Origin of the sequence: Actinomyces sp. AC-20-1, assembly GCF_023369555.1 — a bacterium.
Lineage (GTDB): Bacteria > Actinomycetota > Actinomycetes > Actinomycetales > Actinomycetaceae > Actinomyces.
Window position 1 is genome coordinate 30,965 of the sequence record NZ_JACJVC010000010.1, and the last position, 21,934, is coordinate 52,898.

A 21,934-nucleotide genomic window follows, 5' to 3' on the forward strand; every position below is an offset into this window, starting at 1 on the left:
GCCCGCCAGGCCCTCCCCGTGCGGGGCCGCCACCGGCCCCGCACACCCTCGGCCCCACCACCAGTGAAGGCACCACGCCCATGAGCCAGCAGAGCGCAGCCCAGCCCCTCACCGAGGACGAGGTCGCCGCCGTGCGCGCCGACTTCCCCTACCTCGACCGCCCCGCGCGCGGTGGGCTCGAGCTCGCCTACCTCGACTGGGGCGCCACCAGCCAGAAGCCGGCCTGCGTCATCGAGCGCGAGGCCGAGTTCTACCGGATGAGCAACGGGGCCGCGGGCCGCTCCACCTACCAGATCGCCGACGAGGCGACGGCCGCCTGGGACGACGCCCACGAGGACGTCGCCGCCCTCGTGGGAGCGCGTGCGAGCCAGGTCGTCTTCACCAAGAACGCCACCGAGGCCGTCAACCTCGTGGCACTGGCCATCGGCCACGCCAGCGCGGGGCGCCCCGCCGCCCGCGGAGGCGCCGGCGCCGGTGACGGGGACCCCTCGCGCCGCCTGGTCCTGGCCGAGGGCGACGAGGTGCTCGTCTCCCGCGCTGAGCACCACGCCAACCTCGTGCCCTGGCAGGAGCTGTGCGCGCGCACCGGCGCGCGCCTGCGCTGGCTCGACCTCACCGAGGACGGCCGCGTCGACGCCGGCGCCGAGGCGGTGGCCCGCGTGGTCACCGAGCGCACCCGCGTCATCGCCCTCACCCACGCCTCCAACGTCACCGGCGCGCTCACCCCGCTGGGGGCCGTCCTCGCGGCCGCGCGCGCCGTCGGCGCCCTCGTCCTGCTCGACACCTGCCAGTCCGGCGCGCACGTCCCCCTCGACTTCGCCGCGCTGGCCGCTGCCGGGGTCGACGCCATGGTCCTGTCCAGCCACAAGATGCTGGGCCCCACCGGCATCGGCGCCCTCGTGGCCACTGAGGAGCTGATCGAGGCCATGCCCCCGGTCCTCACCGGAGGCTCCATGATCGAGGTCGTCACCATGGAGTCCTCCACCTACATGCCCGGCCCCGCCCGCTTCGAGGCCGGCTCCCAGCCCCTGGCCCAGGCCGCCGGCTGGGCCACCGCCGCCGGCTACCTCGCCTCGCTGGGGCTGGACCGCCTGCACGCGGGGGAGAGGGTGCTCACGCAGCGGGCCCTGGACGGGCTCTCCATCGTGGAGGGGGTGCGGGTCCTGGGCCCCACGGCCACCACCGACCGGCTGGGCGTCATTGCCTTCAGCGTCGAGGGCGTCCACCCGCACGACGTCGGGCAGGTGCTCGACGCCGCCGGCGTGGCCGTGCGCACCGGGCACCACTGCGCCCAGCCGATCCACGCCGCCTTCGGGGTCCACTCCTCCTCGCGCGTATCCTTCGGCCCGACGACGACCCCCCAGGAGGTTGACCGCTTCCTGCGGGCCGTCGACTCCGTCCGCCCCTACTTCGGAAGGTGAGCATGAACGACCTCGACCAGCTCTACCAGCAGGTCATCCTCGACCACTCGCGCGAGCGCCACGGCGCCGGAGCGCTCACCGACCCGCACGCCCAGTCCCACCAGGTCAACCCGACCTGCGGGGACGAGGTCACCCTCGGTGTGCGGGTCGTGGACGGGCGCGTCGAGGCCGTCGGCTGGGAGGGCGAGGGCTGCTCCATCTCCCAGGCCTCGATCTCCATCATGCACGACCTCGTCGACGGCGCCGACCTGGCCACGGTCGCACGCCTGGAGCGGGAGTTCGACGCGCTCATGCACTCGCGCGGCAAGGGCGTGGACGAGGCGGTCCTGGACGACCTGGAGGACGCCGCCGCCTTCGAGGGCACCTCGAAGTACCCCAACCGCGTCAAGTGCGCCCTGCTGGGCTGGATGGCCCTCAAGGACGCGCTCGCGCAGGCCGGCGCCGCCCTGCCGGAGCCCGACGGCCTGTGAGCGACCCTGACCCTGGGCGGCCGGCCTGCGCCATACTGTGCACAGACCACCACCGTGAGGAGAACCCATGAGCGAGACCACCGCCCCGGACCCCGCCGGGACCGACAACCCGATGGCCGCCCAGCACGTGCCCGCCGCCCCCGCTGACGTCGACGTCGCCGCGGTCGAGGAGGCCCTGCGCGACGTCATCGACCCCGAGCTCGGCATCAACGTCGTCGACCTCGGCCTGCTCTACGGAGTCAACATCGAGCCGGACGGCACCGTCGTCCTCGACATGACGCTGACGACGGCGGCCTGCCCGCTCACGGACGTCATCGAGGAGCAGGCCTCCCAGGCCCTGGCCCTCATCGCGGACAACGTGCGCATCCAGTGGGTGTGGCTGCCGCCGTGGGGCCCGGACAAGATCACCCCCGAGGGCCGCGAGCAGCTGCGCGCCCTGGGCTTCAACGTCTGAGTGACGCGGGGCGCCGTCCGCGGTGACGGCGCCCCGCTGCGCTCCGGCTCACAGCCCGGAGCCGGCCACCGCGAAGGTGTCGCAGGCTTGCACCGAGCCCTGCTCCATGCCGACGGTGAACCAGCGCACGCGCTGCTCGGAGGAGCCGTGGGTCCACGAGTCCGCGTCGACCTGGCTGCCCGAGCGCTCCTGGATGTGGTCGTCACCGACCGCCTCGGCGGCGTCGAGCGCGGTGCGCACCTCCTCCCGGGTGGGCTCGACCAGGAAGGGCACCCCCGTGTCCGGGTCGACGGTGGAGGCCGCGTAGTGCACCCACACGCCGGCGTAGCAGTCCGCCTGCAGCTCCAGGCGCACCGAGTCGCTGGTGGCTCCGGTGCCGGAGCGGTCGGCGGCGCGCATCGTGCCCAGCAGGTTCTGGATGTGGTGCCCGAACTCGTGGGCGACGATGTACTCCTGTGCCAGCGGGGTGTCAGCGGCCCCGAGCACGGACTCCATCTGGCTGAAGAAGCTCATGTCGAGGTAGACGGTGGAGTCGCCCGGGCAGTAGAAGGGCCGGGCCCGACGGCGGAGGAGGCCGTCCCGCAGGCCGAGCTGATCCGGGTGCCGTCCCACAGGTGGAAGTCGGGGGCGGCGTAGGCGGTGCCCGTCTGGGCGGCCAGCTGCTCGCCCCACACCGCGTCCAGCGACTCGGCGGTCGAGACCATTCGGCACTGGGTGTGGTCGTTGGCCGCCTGGCCGGAGGTGCACATGGGGCCTCGCGTCGGGGAGAGGGGCGGCACCTGGGCCGTCGGTCCCGCCCAGCATAGGCGCGGGTACCCTGGTGCCGTGCTCTACCACCTGCTGTACTCGACCGTGCTCACTCGCATCGACCCCGAGGTCATCCACGACGTCGTCGTGCGCGGCCTCGGCGTCGCCCAGCGGGTCCCCTTCGCCCGCGACGTCATCCGCCAGGCCTTCGGGCGCCGCCCGGCCTTCCCCGTCCCCAGCAGCAACCAGGGCGGCCCCCTCGCCCGGCCCGTGCCCGGGGTCCTCGGCCTGGCCGCGGGCATGGACAAGGAGGGCGAGGTCGTCGAGGCCATGGACATGCTCGGCTTCGGCTTCGTCGAGGTCGGTACCTTCACCGCCCAGCCGCAGCCCGGCAACGACAAGCCCCGCATGTGGCGCTACCCGCACATGCGCGCCATCCGCAACCGCATGGGCTTCAACAACCACGGTGCGGACGCCGCCGCCCGCCGCCTGCGCGAGCTGCGCTCGAGCGTGCGCGGGCGCAGCATCGTCGTCGGGGCCAATATCGGCAAGACCAAGGCCGTCGCCCTCGCCGACGCGGTGGAGGACTACCGCTACTCCGCCTCCCGCGTGGCCCGCTGGGTGGACTACCTCGTGGTCAACGTCTCCAGCCCCAACACCCCGGGACTGCGCACCCTGCAGGACGTCGAGACGCTGCGCCCCATCCTCGCCGCCGTGCGCGAGGCGGCGGACGCCGCCGCGCACCGCCACGTGCCGCTCCTGGTCAAGATCGCCCCGGACCTCGCCGACGAGGACGTCGACGCCGTCGCCGACCTCGTGCTCGACATGGGGCTCGACGGCGTGGTCGCCACGAACACGACCATCGACCACGACCTCGGTGAAGGGGGTCTGTCCGGCGCCCCGCTGCTGCCACGCTCCCTGGAGGTCGTGCGCCGCCTGCGCGCCCGGCTGGGGGAGGAGCCGGCCATCATCGGTGTCGGCGGCATCTCCTCCGTCATGGACGCCGAGCTCATGCTCGACGCCGGGGCGGACCTGCTCCAGGCCTACACGGCCTTCATCTACAACGGCCCCGCCTGGCCGGGCCGCCTCAACCGGGCGCTGGCCACCACCCGCCGCGCCCGGTGAGCGCCCGGGGGACGGCCACCGGGCTGCGCACCCTGGTGACGGCCGCGGGAGCCTCCTTCCTCCTGGCCGGTTTCCTCGGCAGGCTGCCCGCGGCCATGAACCAGCTCGGGCTGCTGCTCATCGTCTCCGCCTCGGGCCGGGGGCTCGCCCTCGCCGGGGCGACGGTGGCCGCCGTCGGGCTCGGCACCGCCCTGTCCGCCCCCGTCATCGGTCGTCTCGTCGACCGCTACGGGCCCGTGCCCGTCCTGGCCGGCGCCGTGCTCCTGCAGGTGGCGGGGCTGGCGGGGGTGCTCGTGTGCCTCGATCGGCCTCTTCCCGGCACGGTGGTGCTCGCCTGCGCGGGGCTCGTCGGGCTCGCCAACCCGCAGGCCGGGTCCATCACCCGGGCCACGTGGTCCGCCCTCTCACGGCGTGAGGAGGACCCCTCCCGCTCCCTCGGGATCATCCGCTCCGGCCTCGGCCTCGAGTCGGCCGCTGACGAGGTGAGCTTCGTCGTCGGGCCCGTGAGCGTGGGCGCCCTGGTCGCCCTGCTCGGTGCCCAGGGGGCGATGGCGGGCCTCATGGTGAGCACCGCGGTGGGCGAGGGGCTGCTCATCGCCTGGCTGCTGAGCCGCCCCGGCCTGCTCGGCCCTGCACGGCGCACCCCTCCCACCGGCCCGGGTGGCGGACCCGCCGACGGCAGGGGCCCTGGCAGCACTGTCAGCCCTGCCAGCCCTGATGGGGCCGCCACCACCGGCACGCCCTGGCGGTCGCTGGCCCCCGTGCTGCTGGCCATCACCGCCGTCGGCGTCGTCTTCGGCACCACGCAGACCGCGCTCACCGCCGTCCACACCGCCCACGGCACCCCCGGGCTCACCGGCCCCGTCTACGGCAGCATGGGACTGACCAGCGCCCTGGCCGGACTGCTCACCCCGTCATGGCCCCGCAGCCCCGCGACGAAGATGGTCACCGGCGGCCTGCTCGTCGCCGTCGGCTCCGCCGCCCTCATGACGGTCCCCGCAACAGCGGCCACCGTCGCGGTCATCCTCCTCATGGGCGCCGGCGTCGGCACCACGCTGGTGACCGCCTACACCCTCCTCGAGGCGCAGGCGGCGGGCGGGCGGGTCACCAGCCTCATGACCCTCGGGGCGACCGCCAACATCCTCGGCGTCTCCGCCGCCAGCGTCGTCACCGGGCTGCTCGGGCACAACCTCCACGCGGGCAACGCCCCGGCCGTGGCCGCCGGGCTCGTGCTCGTCGTCGTCGGCGCCCGGGCCCTGCCGCTCAGGCGCGGCTCGCGGCCTCCTGCTCCGCCCTGCGCGACGGCGAGCGCGTGAGGGCCGGGTCCCGCTCGACGACCTCGCCGAGCACCGTGTCAATGGCGTCCATGACGTCCTGACCCAGCACGGCGCCCGAGGCCTTGACGTTCTCCACCAGCTGCTCCGGGCGCGAGGCTCCCACGAGCGCTGCCGAGACGTTCGGGTTCTGCAGCACCCACGCCACCGCCAGCTGCGCCATGGTGAGGCCCGCCTCCTGGGCCACCGGACGCAGGCCCTGCACCGCGGTGAGCACACGCTCCTGGAGCCAGTGGGCGATCATCCGCCTGCCGCCCTTGTCATCCGTCGCGCGCGAGCCGGCCGGCGGCTGCGCACCCGGAAGGTACTTGCCGGAGAGCACGCCCTCCGCCATCGGCGACCACACGACCTGGCCCATCCCCAGCTCGGCGCAGGCCGGCACCACCTCGGCCTCGATGACGCGCCACAGCATCGAGTACTGCGGCTGGTTCGACACGAGGCGGAAGCCCATCTGCGTCGCCAGCTCCTGGCCCGCACGGATCTGCTGCGCCGTCCACTCCGAGACCCCCACGTACAGGGCCTTGCCCGAGCGCACCACGTCCGCGAAGGCGCTGATCGTCTCCTCCAGCGGGGTGGAGTCGTCGAAGCGGTGCGCCTGGAGCAGGTCCACGTAGTCCGTGCCCAGACGGCGCAGCGAGCCCTCCAGGCCCCGCAGGATGTGCTTGCGCGAGAGCCCCGAGTCGTTGGCGCCCTTGGCGTCGATCGGGAAGTACACCTTGGTGAAGATCTCCAGGCCGTCGCGCCGCTGCCCCTTGAGCGCCCGCCCCAGGACCTCCTCCGCCTTGGTGTTGGCGTAGGTGTCCGCCGTGTCGAAGCTCGTGATGCCCAGGTCCAGGGCCGTGCGCACGCACTCGATGGCGGTGTCGGCCTCCACCTGGGAGCCGTGGGTGAGCCAGTTGCCGTAGGTGATCTCCGTGACGCGCAGGCCGGAGCTGCCGAGATTGCGGTAAGCGACCATACGGCCACCCTAGACGGTGCGCGCGTCGGGCCACGAGGGTTTCCGTGCGGTGAGGAGCCCCTCGAGGGCACCGGTACGACGACGGGCCCGCCCACCGGGGTGGACGGGCCCGTGACACGGGCGGACCTGCCGCTCAGGACGGGAACTGCCCCCGCCCGACCTGCGGCTTGGGCTGGCGCCAGCGGCGGGTCGTGAAGCAGCGGCCGAACACGTACCAGGCGATCATGCCCTTGGCGCGCACCTCCTCACGCCCGAACTTCTTGTACAGCTGGCCGCGCACGCGGTACCAGCACCACACGGCGTCCACCAGCGCCAGGGCCAGCAGCCCGTAGATCGCGGTGAGCACCCAGAAGGAGATCGTCGCCATCATCGTCGTCGAGCGGATCGACAGGCCCACGATGACGAGCAGCATGAGCAGCGAGGCCGGCAGGAACAGCTCGCCCAGGGACCAGCGCGCGTCGATGTAGTCACGGACGTAGCGACGCACCGGTCCTTTGTCCCGCACGGGCAGGTAGCGGTCGTCGCCGGTGATCATCGCGATGCGCTGGCGCTCCCAGGCGGCGTCCTCCCGGGCGCGCTGCTCGCGCTTGGCGGCCTTGCGGTCCGCGGGCACCACCGGGTGCAGGCCACGCGCCTGCGCCTCCTTGCGCTTGGGCGTCGGGCGTCCCTTGCCGACGCTCCTCGTGCTCTCGACGGCTGCGGACGACGGGGCGGGCGCCTGGCCCTTGTCCTTCTTGAACAGGTTCACCCGCACAGGCTACCGGCTCGGGAGCGCTACCCTGCACACCATGCTGACCGTCGACACCGTGCGCTCCCTCGTCCGCTCCTCCTTCGAGGACATCGTCCACGACCTCACCGAGCTCGTCGCCATCCCCTCGGTGTCCGCCCCCACCCACGACCAGGACCAGGTCCGCCGCAGCGCCGAGCACGTGGCCGGCCTGCTGCGCGGTGCCGGCCTGGACGCCGAGGTCCTCAGCGTCACCGGCCCCGACGGCGTGCCCGGCCGCCCGGCCGTCCTGGCCCACCGCGAGGGCCCCGACGGCGCCCCCCGCGTCCTGCTCTACGCCCACCACGACGTCCAGCCCGTCGGCGACCCCGCTCTGTGGCAGCAGGCGGACCCCTTCACCGCCGAGCGCCGCGGGCAGCGCCTCTTCGGTCGCGGCACCGCCGACGACGGCGCCGGCGTCATCGCCCACGTCCACGCCCTGCGCCTGCTGGACGAGCTGGGCGACGGCGAGCTGCCCTGCACCGTCACCGTCTTCATCGAGGGTGAGGAGGAGATCGGCTCACCGTCCTTCGAGAGCTTCCTGCGCACCCACCGCGAGCGGCTCGAGGCCGACGTCATCGTCGTCGCCGACTCCTCCAACTGGAAGGTCGGCGTGCCCGCGCTCACCACCTCCCTGCGCGGCGTCGTGGGTGTGGACGTGCGCCTGGACGTGCTCGACCACGCCCTGCACTCCGGCCAGTACGGCGGCCCCGTCCTCGACGCCGTCACCAGCATGTGCCGCCTGGTCGCCACCCTGCACGACGAGGCCGGCGACGTCGCTGTCGCGGGCCTCGTCTCGCGCCCCCGCGCCGGAGCCGACTTCCCCGGCTACCCGGAGGAGGACTTCCGCGCGGACGCCGGCGTGCTCGACGGCGTGCGGCTGGCGGGCACCGGGGACCTCACCGCCTGCCTGTGGACCAAGCCCGCCCTGAGCGTCACCGGCATGGACGTCACCCCCCTGAGCGTGGCCGGCAACGTCCTGGCCCCCTCCTGCACCGCCCGCCTGTCCATGCGCATCGCCCCCGGACAGGACCCGCAGGCCGCCCTGGCGGCCCTGGCCGCGCACCTCGAGGCGCACGTGCCCTTCGGCGCCCGCCTGACCCTGTCCTCGGGTGAGGCCGGACCGGCCTTCGACGGCTCCTCCGACAGCCCCGCGGGCCGGGCCGCCCGCTGGGCGCTCACCGAGGCCTTCGGTGAGGACTGCGTGGACATCGGCCAGGGTGGCTCCATCCCCTTCATCGCCACCCTGAAGGAGACCTTCCCCCAGGCGCAGGTCCTCGTCACCGGTATCGAGGACCCCGACACCCGCGCCCACAGCGAGGACGAGTCCATGCACCTGGGCGACCTCGAGCGCGTCGTCACCGCCGAGGCCCTGCTGCTGGCGCGCCTGGGCGGCGCCCTCGAGGGCCAGGACGGCCTGGGGGCCTGAGCGGTGCGGGTCCTGCTCGCCTGCGGGCCCATGCACCCCGAGCCCCGGGGCGTGCCCCTGCCCGCCCTCGGGCTCGGTGCCGGAGCCGTCGCCCGGGCCCTGGCCACCGGGTGGGCCCGCGCGCGCCCGGACGACCTGCTCACCCTCCTGCCACTGCCCGACGGCGGACCCGGCAGCGCCCGGGCCGTGGCGCCGGCGCGGGTGCGCTCGCACCGGGTCCTCGCTGCGCCCGGTCCCCTCGGGGACCCCCGCGAGGCCGACCTCATCCGCCTGGAGCCCGCAGCGGGCCCGGGCGCTCCTGAGCGCCGGCCCGCCGCCCGCGCCTGGTTCCTCGACGCCGCCCGGCTCGCGGGCCTGCCCGAGGACCGGGCCGTGGCCGCCCGTGAGGTGCTGGAGGGCACCACCGGCGGGCTCGGCCTCGCCACCGCCCAGGCGCTGCGGCTCACGCGGCCGGGGGACAGCCTCGTCATCGGGCTGGCCCGCAGCGCCGTCCACGACGGCGGTGCCGGGCTCCTCGACGCCCTCGGCGGTGCATCGGCCGCACGCGGTCTCATGGAGGGGCGCGACGTCGTCCTTGCCCTCGCCGACGGGGTCTCCCTGGGTGGCATGTCCGGTGCCGGGCAGGCCCTGAGCGGGCTCACGGGCCTGGCCCCCGAGCAGGCCCAGGAGACCGACCGCGCCGTCTGCGCCACCGCCTCCCGGCTGGTGACCGGGCTCGACGGGCCGCGTCCGGGGGCGCCTGCCCTCCTGGCCGGGCAGCAGCCGCGGGAGCGCAGGCTCGCCGTCTCCTCCTGGGGGACTGGCGCCGGCGGCGGAGCGGCGATGGTGCTGCGGGCCCTGGGTGCCCGCGCCCTGCCCGGTGCCCGGGTCATGGCCCGTCTCCTGGGGGTCGAGGCTGAGGCCGGTGCCCAGGACCTGCTGGTGACCGCCCAGGGGGAGGCCTACGACGTGCTGGCGGACAGCGTGCCGGTCGTCGTCGGGCAGGCCGCCGTGCGCAGCGCGCTGCCCGCCGTGCTCGTCACCGGCCGGTCCCTCGTCCCGCGCGGCGAGCTGGCCGAGGCCGGAATCGTCTCCCTCGCGCCGCTGCAGGCGGCCGCGGCGGACCCCGCCTGGGACGAGGGCGGGCCGCAGGCCCTCGTCGGACGGCTGGAGGCGATGGGGGAGCGGCTGGCCCGCACCTGGTCGCGCTGACAGCGCCCGGCCGCGTGCCCTGCCCCTGAGACCAGGGTCCGCAGGGTCCCGAGGAGCCTCAGCGCCCGGCCGGGGCGGGCGCGGCCGAGCCGCGCACGATGAGGTCGGGGAGGAAGAGCATCTCCGCGTCCGGCACCTCCTCGCCTGCGATGGCGTTGAGCAGGCTGGTGACCGCCGCCCGGCTGATGGCCGTCACCGGCTGGCGCACGGTGGTCAGCGGCGGGTCCGTCATGGGGATGAGCGGGGAGTCGTCGTAGCCGATGACCGACAGGTCCTGCGGAACCTCAAGGCCCGCGGCGCGCGCCCCCTGGATGGCCCCCAGTGCCATGAGGTCCGAGCCGCAGACCACGGCCGTGCACCCCTGCTCCAGCAGCGCCCGGACCGCGCTCGCCCCGCCCTCGTAGGTGTAGAGGCGCTCGACGACCCGCAGCGGCTCCTCGGGCAGGTGGGCGCGCATGGCGTCCTGGTAGCCGGCGCGCTTGCGCTGGGCGGGCACCATGCGGGTGGGGCCCGTCGCCAGCCCGATGCGCCGGTGCCCCAGGCTCACGAGGTGCTCCACGGCGATGCGCGAGGACACGCGGTCGTCGGTGGTGAAGCCCGGCGCCTTGATGGTCGGGGCGTTGCCGTTGATCGTCACCAGGGGCACGCCGCGCTCACGCAGCCGCTGGTAGCGGGTGACGTCACCGGTGGTGTCGGAGTGCCGCCCGGACACGAAGACGATCCCGGCCACGCCACGGTCCACCAGCATCTCGATGTACTCGTCCTCACTGGTGCCGCCCGGCGTCTGCGTGCACAGCAGGGGGATGTGCCCGCTGGCGGCGAGCAGCTGCTCGATCTCCTGGGCGTACATGGGGAAGATCGGGTTGCTCAGCTCCGGCACGACGAGGCCGACCAGGCCGCGGGAGGCCTGGTGAAGGGTCTCGGGACGCTCATAGCCGAGAAGGTCGAGGGCCACGAGCACCTGCCTGCGGGTGACGTCGGCGACGTTGGCCTTGCCGTTGAGGACCCGGGAGACGGTCGCCGTCGAGACACCGGCCTGCTCGGCGATGTCAGTCAGGGTGATGCGCTGAGGCACGTGAGTCTCCGTTCTCGGTGGGTGGGGCCGGGCGCGCTGGCACGGCCGGCTCGAGCACGACGACCGCGGAGCCGGGGCCCCGGACGGACAGGTCGAGCGCTCCACTCTCACCGTAGACGATAGCGACCCCGTCGAAGGCCGTCGCCGCGCCCGTGCCGCGGGCGTGCAGCGCTGCCAGGGGCAGCCGCAGGGGCGCGGTGGCGCAGCGGGCCAGGACGACGAGGACGTCACCGGCCGGGTGGGTGCGCACCCAGGCGACGACGTCGTCGCCGGCGTGGACCCAGCGCAGCCCGCCCCGTCGCAGGGCCGGCAGCGACCGGCGCAGGGCCGACAGCTGCCGGTAGCGCTCGAGGACGACGCGGTCCACCGGGCCCCATGAGCCGTGGTCGGCCAGCTCGGTGGGGTGGTGGCTGCCCGTGGGCGCCGGCGACCACGGGATGGTGGTGCGCGAGTGCTCACCGGTGCGCCCGGTGGCGCCTAGCTCGTCCCCGGCGAAGACGGTGGGCACGCCCGGGGCGGTGAACAGGGCCGTGGCCGCCACCAGGTGGGCGTCGCGGGAGCCGACGACGGTGCGCACGCGCGGGGTGTCGTGGGAGGACAGCAGGTTCATGGAGCGGGCCACCGAGGTGGCGGGCATGTGCGCGTGGTAGGAGCGCACCCCGCGGACCACCGCGTTGCCGGGCCGGTGGGGGATCGCGGTGGGGATGCCGAGCCAGGTGAGGGCGTCGGCGGGGTCGGGGTCGGACAGCCAGGACCACAGGGGGCGGGTGAAGCCGACGTAGCTCATGGTGCCGTGCCAGCCGGTGCCCTCCAGGTCGCGGCTGGCGTCGTGCCCGTGCTCGGCGACGAGCCACAGCGGGCGCCCTGTGTCCGCCTCGACCTCGGCCATGGTGGCGCGCATGTCGGCCGCCACCTGGTGGTTGAGGTCGACCGGGCCGTGGCGGCCGGTCATGTTGGCCACGTCGGTGCGCCAGCCGTCGGCGTTGAAGGGCTCGGTGAGCCAGTGCGCGGTCACGGAGCCCGGGCCGCGCAGGAGCCGGTCGCGCAGCAGCCCGGAGCGGTGGTCGAGCTTGGGCAGGCTGGGCACGTCCAGCCAGGCGGCGTAGTCGTCGGGGTGGTGACGGAAGGAGTAGAAGGAGGCCTCGGGGGCGTGGGGGTCGGCGACGGCGCTGCGGAACCACTCGTGGGCGTCACCGGTGTGGTTGGTGGTCAGGTCCAGCAGCAGGCGCATGCCGCGCGTGTGAAGGGCGCGGGACAGGCGCTCCAGGGCCTCGTCGCCGCCCAGCAGCGGGTCGACGTGCGCGAAGCTCACCGAGTCGTAGCGGTGCACGGAGCGGGCCTGGAAGACGGGGGTGAGGTAGACGGTGTCGACGCCGAGCCCCTGGAGGTAGTCGAGGTGGTCGACCACCCCGTCCAGGTCCCCGCCGTACCAGGCGGTGCCGGTCGCGTCGCCGGCGACGGGCGGCTCGTCGAGCCAGCCGCGGGGCTCCGCCCAGGCAGGGGCCCGGCGTGAGCGAGGGTCGGTGTGCCGGGCGAAGCGGTCGGGGAAGACCTGGTACACGACGGCGTCGAGCACCCAGTCGGGGCCGGTGTCCTGCGACAGGACGGCGAAGTCGGTGGCGTCGGCGGGGTCGTGGTCGACCGTGCCCGCGGCCGTGACCCACAGGTAGGGCTCGGCGGCCCCCGGCTCCAGCAGCAGGAAGCGGTAGCGGTTGAGCGGGTTGACCAGGCGGACCGGACCGTGCCACCAGGTGCCGGCACCATCGTCGGCGACCCGCTCCATGAGGGTGATGGCGGGCTCGCCGTCGACGACCTGGCGCAGCACCACCTGCTCGGGGTCCAGCCCGGCCGGCACCCACAGGCGGGCGGTGAGCACGGCACCGGGCTCGCGGTGGCCCACCAGGTAGGAGGGTCCGGTGTCGTGGTGCGGCTCGGCCAGGCAGGACCCGGCCACCACCCCCGAAGGGGCGGCGCCGGGACGTGCCTGGCCGAGCCTGCTGGCCACGGGGCTCAGCCCTTGACAGCGCCGGCGGTGGCGCCGCCGACAATGTACTTCTGCAGGTACTGGAACAGGGCGATGACCGGGATCATCGTCATGACGGCGCCGGCGGCGAACAGGCCCAGGTTGTTGGAGCGGTCGCCCGAGAGCATGCCGTACAGACCCACGGCGAGGGTCTTCTTGGAGTCGTCGGTCAGGAAGATCGAGCCCAGGAGGAACTCGGAGATGATGCCGACGAAGGCCAGCAGGAAGGTGGTGGCCAGGATCGGCTTGAGTGAGGGCAGCAGGATCTTGGAGAAGACCTGCCAGTGGGTGCAGCCGTCGAGGATGGCCGCCTCGTCCAGGGACTTCGGGATGGTGTCGAAGGTCCCCTTGATGAGCCACACCTGGCCCAGCGCCCCGCCCATGAGGGCCAGGCAGTAGCCGGTGAGGGTGTTGAGGCCGATGCCCGGGATGATCGTGCCGATGTCGGAGATCATGTTGTAGATGGCGATCATCGACAGTGTCGCCGGGAACATCATGATGAGCAGCAGGGCCAGCAGGCCGCCGCGACGGCCCTTGAAGCGGAAGCGGCTGAAGGCGTAGGCGGCCAGCACCGACAGGAAGATCTGCACGGCGGCCACGACGGCGCACACCACGAGGGTGTTGGCGTACCAGCGGACGAAGGGGCCCTTGCCGCCGGACAGCAGCGTCTCGTAGTGCACGAAGGACACCTGCGTGGGGATGAGGCTCGTCGAGGCGACGGTGCCCACGGGGTTGAGCGAGGCGCTGATGACGTACAGCACCGGGAAGGCGGCGAAGGCCAGGGCGAGGACGCCCACCAGGTGGCGCCATCCGACCTCGGCGAACCACCGTCCGAAGGACATGTGGTTCTGCTGGGGCTTGTCTGCCTTGGATGAGGCCGATGTCGTGTTCTGAGTGGTCATGGTCGTACTTCCTTCCGGGCCTCAGTTGACGTCCTCGAGCGCGCGGGTCGCCCGGAACTGGATGGCGGCGAGCACGCCGGTGATGACGAACAGGATGACGGAGACCGCAGAGGCGAAGCCGTAGTCGGCGCCGGCACCGCCGAAGGCGATGCGGTAGACCACGGAGATGAGGATGTCCGTGCCGCCGCGGATGTACTCGCCCTCGCCGAAGGGGCCACCGCGCGTGAGCAGCTGGATGGCGTTGAAGTTGTTGAAGTTGAAGGCGAAGGTGCTCACCAGCAGCGGGGCGACGGAGACCAGCAGCAGGGGGGTGGTGATCCGCGTGGTGGTCTGCCAGCCGTTGGCGCCGTCGATCCTGGCGGCCTCCTTCAGGTCCCCGGAGATCGACTGCAGGGCGCCGGTGCACACGATGAACATGTAGGGGAAGCCCATCCAGGTGTTGGTCAGCAGCACGGCCACCTTCGCCCAGGTCGGGTCGCCCAGCCAGTTGATGCTCAGGTGCAGGGCGTCGTTGATGAGGCCGAAGTCCTTGTTGTAGAAGTTCGACCAGATGAGCAGGGAGATGAAGCCGGGCACCGCGTAGGGCAGCAGGAGGAAGGAGCGGTAGAGCTTCTTGCCGCGCACGCGGTCGTCGTTGAGGGTCAGGGCCAGGAAGTAGCCGACGAGGAAGGTCAGGAGCATCGAGCCGCCGGCGAAGACCAGGGTCCACACGAAGGCGCCGCCGAGCTGCTTGATGAGGGAGGTGTTGGTGAACAGGTCCCTGAAGTTGGCCAGGCCGACGTTCTGCAGCCAGGACTGGGCGAGCCGGTTGCCGTTGGCGTCCACGAAGTACTCGGACTTGCCGACCTTCTGGACGCTGTAGGTGCTTCCCGAGAGCATGTCGGTGATGGTGTCGGTGGCCTCGTCGTAGACCATCGTCTTGGTGCCCTCGAAGGCGTTGCGCACGCCCTGGACCTTGATGGCCGAGTCCTCGGAGACGGACAGGGTCAGGGCGCTGATCGCCTCGTAGTTGTCGTTGATCTCCTGGGGGGTCAGGACGCTGTAGCCCTCGGCCTCGGTGACGAAGCCGTCCGTGACGGTGACGTCACCGGCCTTGGCCTGGCGCACGGTCTCGCCGTCGGCCCCGAAGAGGACCTCGTTGGTGTCCGGGTCGACCAGGAAGAGTGAGTAGGGGCCCTCGTCGGCGCTGCCGGTGGTGGCCACGGTGAGGTTGTAGATGGGGGAGTCGGCCGTCTGCTGGACCGAGTTGTTGGTGATCGCGGTGATCGCCTCCTCCTTGGTCCCCCGGAAGCCGTCACCGAAGTTCGTGAAGGCGGTCTGCACCGTGAGCACGATCGGGATGATGAGGAAGACGGCCAGGAAGAACGTGCCCGGGAAGACGTACTTGGCGGGGACGAAGCGCTTGGTGGAGTACAGGGCGAAGATCGCCAGGGTGGCCAGGACGACGACCGTGAGCCACATCCACATCTGGAACTGGATGAGCAGGGGGACGAGGTAGATCGCCACGGAGAGGGCGGCCCCGAGGAGGAGGACACGACCGAGCAGCGACCGAATCGTCGAGGTCCTCTCCTTCGGGCCGCTCGCGTTGGTGAGGGCGGACGACATTGTCTGTTCCTTTCCGTGCCGTCGGCGCGGGCACGCAGCGGCATCGATGGGCAGGGAGGGGTGCCCGCTCACGGGCACGGGGGAGAGACCGGACCACTGGTACGGCTCGGTTGGGGTGAAGGGGGCGTCGGGGGCCGGCGCGTGTCTGCGCCGGCCCCCGACGGTGCGGGACTCAGCCCGCGATGGCCGACTTGATCTCCTCGCCGGCGCTCGTCATGGTGCTCGCGGGGTCGGAGCCGCCGATGATGTTGGCCTGCGCCTTGCCCAGCGGGGACCAGATCTCCGACATCTCGGGGATGGAGGGCATCGGGTCGGCGTTGTCACTGGCCAGGGTGGCGAAGGTGACCATGTCCGGGTACTCGGCCTTGAGCTCCTCGGCCAGGTCCTTCTGGACCGGCGGGAGCTGGTTGAGGTCGAACATCGCGCGGGTGATGGTGGTGTCCTTGACGACATCGGTGACGAAGGTCTGGGCGAAGGCGGCGTTCTTGCCCTTGGAGGCGACGTAGAAGGCGTTGACGCCGGCGAAGGGGCGGGCCTCGTTCATCCCCTCGAAGCCGGGGATCTGGGTGACCGCGTAGTCGATGCCGGCGTTGACGACGTCGGCCAGGGCCCAGGGGCCGGACACCAGGTACGGGGCCTTGCCCTCGGTGAACAGCGAGATCGCGTTGTCGCCGGTGATGGAGGTCCTCAGGACGCCCGCGGCGCCGAGCTCGCCGATCTTGGCGGCGGCCGCCAGGGAGCCCTCGCCGCCGACACCCAGGTCCTGCGGGTTGAGGGAGCCGTCGGCGTTCTTGCCGAACAGGTAGCCGCCACCGGAGGTGTAGAGGGGCTGCATGTGGTAGGCGTCGCCGGCCTCGCCGACGGGCAGCGACAGGACCGCGTCGGTGCCCGCGGCCTGACCGGCGGCCACGAGCTCCTCGATCGTGGTGGGGGCGGTCACGGAGGTCAGGGCCTTGTTGACGAACAGGGCCAGGGTCTCGACGGCGTAGGGGACCGCGTAGGTCTGGCCGTCGTAGGTGACGGCGTTGAGGCCGACCTCGGCGATGTTGGACTTGGCCGCCTCGGACAGCGTGACCGGGGAGATGGAGCTGTTCTGGACGAGGTTGCCGATCCAGTCGTGGGCGCCCAGCACGACGTCGGGGCCGTTGCCGGCCTGGTTGGCCGTGACGAAGGTCGACTGGATCTCGTTGGCCACGGTCTGCACGGCCACGGTGATGCCCTGCGCCTCGCCCCACTTGGTGGCGGCCTCCCTCAGGGAGTTCGCCTTCTTCTCGTCGGCCCAGATGACCAGGTCGGCGTTGGGGTCGCGCACGAGGGCGTCGTCGGAGGGGGCGGCCTCGGCGGAGTCGGCCCCTCCGGAGGGGGTGGGGCTGTCGGAGCCGCCGGAGCAGGCGGCTGCGGCGGTGAGGGTGGCGGCGATGGCCGTGAGGGACAGGAAAGACCTGCGGTTAAGAGACACCGTGATTCTCCTTCGAATCAGAGTAGGGGAAGGCCCTGCAGTGAAAACAATGTAACGTCCCCGTGCAAGCCTTGCAAGCGTGTGGACAGCCTACAGCCAAGAGTGGCGGCTGTCACACGCTTGGCTCGCCCCGGATCAGGCGACGGTCGCCGCGTGCAGCCACACCGTCGTCGTCGGCGGCACCACGACCCTGCCGTCCGCCTGGCCGAGCAGCTGGGAGGACAGCAGCACCTCGGCGTGCTCCGGCAGGGACACCGGCTCCGCCGTCGTGTTGACCAGCACGAGCACGTCACGCACGAGCAGCGTGAGGACCTCCCGGGCGCACCAGTCCAGGCCCGTGACGAAGGCGAGGGGGGCCGAGGCCAGGCGGCGCTCCTCGCGAAGCCACGTCGCGTGACGCACCGTCGCCAACGGCGAGCCGAACAGGGCCCCCTGCTCGGCCGCGTGCTCGTTGACGAGGTCCTGGACCTCCCGGGGCGAGGAGGGCCTGAGCACGTCCGGCAGCGAGACCTCGTCGCCCTGACGCAGGTACACCGAGCCCGGCAGCGCCAGCATGAGCGCCTGGAGGGCCAGGGCCCGCTGCTCGCGCACCTCCGGCTGGGTGAACCAGCGCCGGCCGTCCCCGGGGTCCGTGGTGGCGTCAAGGACGTGGCTGGGCAGGCAGCGCCACACGGGAGGGGCGCCGTAACGGTCGTGCTCGGCCAGTGAGCGGGTGAGGTGGCGCGTCATCGAGCCGGCGTCCCAGCGCACGAGCATGAGAGCGTCGTCGCGCAGGTGGTGCAGCCAGTCCTCCTGGAAGTGGCGCCGCCACGTCTCGGGGTAGTCCGCGGAGACGTCCGCCCCCAGCACCCCGTCCTCCGCGTAGGAGGCCAGTAGGCCGTGCAGGAGGTTGAGGTACTCGGTCAGCTGGGCCAGGTCCGTGGCCTCGGTGACCTCCGGGGGGATGATGGTGCCCAGGTCGATCCCGTCCGCCCCCGCCGCGAGGAAAGCCTCCGCACGCTCGAGCAGGCCGTCGCCCTCACGCTCACGACCGACGACGATGCGCCGGTCCTCGCCCGCGTGCGGGCCCGTCACCGGCCCCAGCGCCCCCGAGATGCGCAGCAGCAGGCGCAGCCCGCGCTCGTGCGCCGCCTCGGCCAGGGCCGCGACCGCCGCTGACTCGGCGGGCACGTCGACCAGGCCAGGGCGCATGAGGACGGTGTTGAGGCCGAGGGAGCGCACGTGGTCGAGCACGCCGTGCATCTGCGCCAGGTCCTCGGCACCGAGCTCGGAGGAGGCGATCTCGTACACGAGGGCCTTGCGCCACCACTCCAGCGGACTGTTCTGCACTCGGTGCACGAGAGTCGTCGTGGTCGTCACGCGAGCCGCTCCCTTCTCTCCGGGCCGTAGCCCGCAGCCGGGTCCCCTAGCCGCCAGCCCGGACACCGACGGGACCGGGTGCCTGACGGCCCCGGGGAACCCTGCGGTCATAGTAGCGTGCCCCTGCGTAGGCTTGGCCCATGTCAAGACCCGAGCACGCAGGTGCTGCCGCCAGCAGCGAGGACACCGGCGACCTCATCGGCTACCGGGGCCACGACGTCGAGCGCTACGTCCCCGAGCCCGCCAAGAACCCGCAGCGCACCCCCTTCGAGCGCGACCGCGCCCGCGTGCTGCACTCCTCGGGCCTGCGCCGCCTGGGCGCCAAGACCCAGGTGCTGGGCCCCTCCAGCGACGACTTCGTGCGCACCCGCCTGACCCACTCCCTCGAGGTGGCCCAGGTGGGCCGCTCGATCGGCCAGGCGCTGGGCTGCGACCCCGACGTCGTCGACACCGCCTGCCTCGCCCACGACCTGGGCCACCCGCCCTACGGGCACAACGGGGAGAAGGCCCTGGACGTCGTCGCCGCCTCCATCGGCGGCTTCGAGGGCAACGCCCAGACCATGCGGCTGGTCACCCGCCTCGAGCCCAAGAGCCTCGACGCCGCCGGCCGTAGCGTCGGCCTCAACCTCACCCGGGCGAGCCTGGACGCCATCGCGAAGTACCCGTGGGCCAGGGGCGAGGGCCCCGGCGGGCCCGAGGGCAGGAGCGCGCGCAAGTACGGCTGCTACGACGACGACCTGGCCGTCTTCACCTGGATGCGCCAGGGCGCCCCCGTCCACCGCCGCTGCCTCGAGGCGCAGGTGATGGACCTGTCCGACGACGTCGGCTACTCCGTCCACGACGTCGAGGACGCCATCGCCCTGGGGCGCATGGACCCCGCCGCCGTCACGGCCGACGCCGAGGCCCAGGCCATCGTCGACGCCACCCGGGACTGGTACGGGCCGGGCACCAGCGCCGACCGCCTCGGCGCGGCCTGGCAGCGCCTGACCGGCGCCGGCTTCTGGATCCACGGCTACACCGGCTCGCCCCGGGACGCGGCGGGCCTGAAGAACCTCACGAGCCAGCTCATCGGCCGCTTCGTGTCCGCCGTCGCCGCCGCCACACGTGAGGTCTTCGGCGACGGGCCCCTGTCGCGCTACGAGGCGGACCTCGTCATCCCCGAGGACACGGCCGACGAGATCCTGGTGCTCAAGGGCGCGGCCGTGCGCTACGTCATGGCGCCGCGCGAGCACGAGCCCGTCTACCTGCGCCAGCGCACCGAGCTCTTCGACCTCGCCGACGTCCTCACCGAGTCGGGCGACCGCCACCTCGAGCCCGTCTTCGCCCACGCCTGGCGCGAGGCCGGTGACGAGGCCGGGCGCCTGCGCGCCGTCGTCGACCAGCTCGCCTCCCTCACCGACACCTCCGCGCGCCAGTGGCACGCCCGCCTGTGCGGGATGCTCTCCGAGGTCTGAGCGCTGTCCACAGCCCCCGGGGCCCGACGTCGTCGCCCGCGCCCGCCCGTCTAGGATGAGGCCATGGCGGGACTCATCAAGCGCGAGGACATCGAGGCCGTGCGCGAGCGCGCCAGGATCGAGGACGTCGTCGGAGAGCACGTCACCCTCAAGAGCGGCGGCGTCGGCTCCATGAAGGGGCTGTGCCCCTTCCACGACGAGCGCACCCCCTCCTTCAACGTCCGCCCGCAGCTGGGACTGTGGCACTGCTTCGGCTGCGGCGAGGGCGGCGACGTCATCGCCTTCGTCCAGAAGGTCAACCACCTCGGCTTCACCGAGGCCGTCGAGTACCTGGCCGGGCGCGTCGGCGTCCAGCTGCGCTACGAGGACGGCGGCGGCCAGGTGCGCCGCGGCGTCGAGCCCGGCACCCGCCAGCGCCTGCTCGAGGCCAACCGCGTCGCCGAGGAGTGGTTCCGCGCCCAGCTCAGCCCCACCAACCCCGCGGCCGCCGGCGCCGGCAGGTTCCTGTTCGGGCGCGGCTTCGACGCCGCCGCCCTGGCGCACTTCGGGGTCGGCTACGCCCCGGCCGGCTGGGACAACCTCGCCCAGCACCTGCGCTCCAAGGGCTTCACCGAGAAGGAGCTCGTCGACTCCGGCCTGTGCGGCCAGGGGGGTGCCGGCGGCGGCCGCGTCTACGACCGCTTCCGCGACCGCGTCATGTGGCCCATCCGCGACGTCACCGGCGCCACCGTCGGCTTCGGCGGCCGGCGCCTGTCCGATGAGGACCCGAGCGTGCCCAAGTACCTCAACACCCCCGAGACCGCCATCTACCACAAGGGCCAGGTCCTCTACGGCCTCGACCTGGCCAAGAGGAGCATCGCCCGGGACCGGCGCGTCGTCGTCGTCGAGGGCTACACCGACGTCATGGCCGCCCACCTGTCCGGAGTCGAGTGCGCCGTCGCCACCTGCGGCACCGCCTTCGGCGAGGACCACGTGCGCATCGTGAGGCGACTGCTGGGCGACGCCGCCGACCCCTCCGCCGGGGTCCTCATGGGCAACCGGGTGCGCGGCGGGGAGGTCGTCTTCACCTTCGACGGCGACGCCGCCGGGCGCAAGGCCGCCCTGCGCGCCTACGGCGAGGACCAGCACTTCGCCGCCCAGACCTTCGTCGCCGTCGACCCCAACGGCCTGGACCCCTGCGACCTGCGCCTGCAGGAGGGGGCCGACGGCATCCCGCGCCTGCTCGAGCGCCGCAAGCCCCTCTTCGAGTTCGTCATCCGCACCTCGCTGGCCTCCTTCGACCTCGACACGGCCGAGGGGCGCGTGCGGGGCCTGCGCACCGCGGCCCCGGTGGTCGCCGGCATCCGCGACCGGGCGCTGCGCCGCGAGTACACGCGCAGGCTCGCCGGCTGGCTCGCCCTGCCCGAGCGGGAGGTCCTGGGCGCCGTCCAGGCCGCCGAGCGGCGCGGCGGCGGCGACCTCGCGCCCCAGGACGAGGCCCTGCCCGGCGGTGGGGCGCGCCCCGCCCTCTCGCCCGCCCAGGACAGGGTCACGGCCCTCGAGCGGCAGGTCCTGGCCGTCATGGTCCAGATGCCGCTGGTCGCCTCGCGCGCCGGCGCAGACGCCATCGAGCCCGCGGCCTTCGTCGACCCGGTCCACCGCGCGGCCTTCGAGGCCCTTGAGGCCGCCGGGGGCGTCGACCGCGCCGAGCAGGAGGTCCAGTCGCTGACCGCGGGCGGGGCCGGCCGCGAGGCCGTCGAGCGCACGGCCGTCGGCCGCTGGGTCGAGCAGGTGCGGCTGGGGGCGGCCCCCGAGGTGGACAACGCCCTGACCGCGCTGGCCGTCGTCGAGCTGCCCCTGGCGCTGCGCCGTGACGCCAACGGCGTGGTGGACGAGGCCTCCGTCGAGCGCTACGCGCGCGAGGTCATCACCTCCCTGGCCCGTATGGGCGTCAACCGGCGCCTGACCGAGCTGAGGGGGCGCCAGCGGCGCATGTCGCCCGAGGACGAGGGCTACCGGGAGGTCTTCGAGGAGATCATCGGCCTGGAGAACCGGCGCATCCAGCTGAGCCAGCCGGTCTGAGCCCGCCGCCCAGGGGGCGGACGGTGCCTGCGGGCCGGAGCCGGCAGCCGGTGCCGGGGACGCCCGGGGACGACGGAGGCCCGGTCCTCAGGACCGGGCCT

17 protein-coding genes and 1 pseudogene are annotated in these 21,934 nt (G+C 73.3%); 9 read left to right on the forward strand and 9 right to left on the reverse strand.

Annotated features, from left to right (window positions below):
• Positions 1-80: 80 nt before the first annotated feature.
• The 3 genes from H6X67_RS07225 (at position 81) to H6X67_RS07235 (ending at position 2,345) form a co-directional block, all read left to right on the forward strand.
• Entirely contained in the window at positions 81-1,421 is a 1,341-nt protein-coding gene (locus H6X67_RS07225) for an aminotransferase class V-fold PLP-dependent enzyme (RefSeq protein ID WP_249367259.1), read from the forward strand.
• Between the two features lie 2 nt (positions 1,422-1,423).
• Complete coding sequence (sufU, locus tag H6X67_RS07230; RefSeq protein ID WP_249367260.1) at positions 1,424-1,891, forward strand: Fe-S cluster assembly sulfur transfer protein SufU; 468 nt, start codon at positions 1,424-1,426, stop codon at positions 1,889-1,891.
• 67 nt (positions 1,892-1,958) lie between these two features.
• Entirely contained in the window at positions 1,959-2,345 is a 387-nt protein-coding gene (locus H6X67_RS07235; RefSeq protein WP_249367261.1) for a metal-sulfur cluster assembly factor, read from the forward strand.
• A 48-nt stretch (positions 2,346-2,393) separates the two neighbouring features.
• On the opposite strand, the pseudogene ypfJ reads toward H6X67_RS07235, so the two are convergent.
• Positions 2,394-3,094, reverse strand: a pseudogene (gene ypfJ / locus H6X67_RS07240) (KPN_02809 family neutral zinc metallopeptidase); the annotation flags it as partial.
• A 76-nt stretch (positions 3,095-3,170) separates the two neighbouring features.
• Between ypfJ and H6X67_RS07250 the strand changes: the two are divergent.
• Together H6X67_RS07250 and H6X67_RS07255 are read left to right on the forward strand one after the other, a co-directional pair.
• The gene (locus H6X67_RS07250; RefSeq protein ID WP_249367264.1) at positions 3,171-4,217 is read left to right on the forward strand and encodes a quinone-dependent dihydroorotate dehydrogenase; all 1,047 of its coding nucleotides are present in this window, start codon (positions 3,171-3,173) and stop codon (positions 4,215-4,217) included.
• Positions 4,214-5,533, forward strand: coding sequence for an MFS transporter (locus tag H6X67_RS07255; protein WP_249375235.1), 1,320 nt, complete (start codon positions 4,214-4,216; stop codon positions 5,531-5,533). Before H6X67_RS07250 ends, H6X67_RS07255 begins: the two co-directional genes overlap by 4 nt.
• Here H6X67_RS07255 and H6X67_RS07260 read toward each other — a convergent pair.
• Both H6X67_RS07260 and H6X67_RS07265 read right to left on the reverse strand, forming a co-directional pair.
• Complete coding sequence (locus H6X67_RS07260; RefSeq protein WP_249367266.1) at positions 5,481-6,509, reverse strand: aldo/keto reductase family protein; 1,029 nt, start codon at positions 6,507-6,509, stop codon at positions 5,481-5,483. The genes H6X67_RS07255 and H6X67_RS07260 overlap by 53 nt on opposite strands.
• A gap of 133 nt (positions 6,510-6,642) precedes the next feature.
• The gene (locus tag H6X67_RS07265; protein WP_249367267.1) at positions 6,643-7,257 is read right to left on the reverse strand and encodes a DUF3043 domain-containing protein; all 615 of its coding nucleotides are present in this window, start codon (positions 7,255-7,257) and stop codon (positions 6,643-6,645) included.
• 40 nt (positions 7,258-7,297) lie between these two features.
• Here H6X67_RS07265 and H6X67_RS07270 point away from each other — a divergent pair, with 40 nt between their 5' ends.
• Entirely contained in the window at positions 7,298-8,704 is a 1,407-nt protein-coding gene (locus H6X67_RS07270) for a M20/M25/M40 family metallo-hydrolase (protein ID WP_249367268.1), read from the forward strand.
• A gap of 30 nt (positions 8,705-8,734) precedes the next feature.
• Positions 8,735-9,895, forward strand: a complete 1,161-nt coding sequence (locus H6X67_RS07275; RefSeq protein WP_249367269.1) for a glycerate kinase — start codon at positions 8,735-8,737, stop codon at positions 9,893-9,895.
• A gap of 58 nt (positions 9,896-9,953) precedes the next feature.
• Here H6X67_RS07275 and H6X67_RS07280 read toward each other — a convergent pair whose 3' ends face one another.
• From H6X67_RS07280 to H6X67_RS07305, 6 genes are all read right to left on the reverse strand, one after another.
• The gene (locus H6X67_RS07280; protein ID WP_249367270.1) at positions 9,954-10,970 is read right to left on the reverse strand and encodes a LacI family DNA-binding transcriptional regulator; all 1,017 of its coding nucleotides are present in this window, start codon (positions 10,968-10,970) and stop codon (positions 9,954-9,956) included.
• Positions 10,945-12,975 carry a glycoside hydrolase family 13 protein gene (locus tag H6X67_RS07285; RefSeq protein ID WP_249367271.1) on the reverse strand — a complete coding sequence of 677 codons (2,031 nt, stop codon included), beginning with the start codon at positions 12,973-12,975 and terminating at the stop codon, positions 10,945-10,947. The genes H6X67_RS07280 and H6X67_RS07285 overlap by 26 nt, the downstream gene beginning before the upstream one ends.
• Before the next feature lie 5 nt (positions 12,976-12,980).
• Complete coding sequence (locus tag H6X67_RS07290) at positions 12,981-13,895, reverse strand: sugar ABC transporter permease (RefSeq protein ID WP_249367272.1); 915 nt, start codon at positions 13,893-13,895, stop codon at positions 12,981-12,983.
• A 21-nt stretch (positions 13,896-13,916) separates the two neighbouring features.
• Complete coding sequence (locus tag H6X67_RS07295) at positions 13,917-15,500, reverse strand: ABC transporter permease subunit (RefSeq protein ID WP_249367273.1); 1,584 nt, start codon at positions 15,498-15,500, stop codon at positions 13,917-13,919.
• A 172-nt stretch (positions 15,501-15,672) separates the two neighbouring features.
• Entirely contained in the window at positions 15,673-16,959 is a 1,287-nt protein-coding gene (locus H6X67_RS07300; RefSeq protein ID WP_249367274.1) for a sugar ABC transporter substrate-binding protein, read from the reverse strand.
• Between the two features lie 135 nt (positions 16,960-17,094).
• A complete protein-coding gene (locus H6X67_RS07305; protein ID WP_249367275.1) occupies positions 17,095-18,318 on the reverse strand; it encodes an alpha-amylase family protein in 1,224 nt (407 codons plus the stop codon).
• Between the two features lie 140 nt (positions 18,319-18,458).
• Between H6X67_RS07305 and H6X67_RS07310 the strand changes: the two genes are divergently transcribed.
• Both H6X67_RS07310 and dnaG read left to right on the forward strand, forming a co-directional pair.
• On the forward strand, positions 18,459-19,772 hold the full coding sequence (locus H6X67_RS07310; RefSeq protein ID WP_249367276.1) for a deoxyguanosinetriphosphate triphosphohydrolase: 1,314 nt from the start codon (positions 18,459-18,461) through the stop codon (positions 19,770-19,772).
• 63 nt (positions 19,773-19,835) lie between these two features.
• Positions 19,836-21,833, forward strand: coding sequence for a DNA primase (dnaG, locus tag H6X67_RS07315; protein ID WP_249367277.1), 1,998 nt, complete (start codon positions 19,836-19,838; stop codon positions 21,831-21,833).
• Positions 21,834-21,934: the final 101 nt, after the last annotated feature.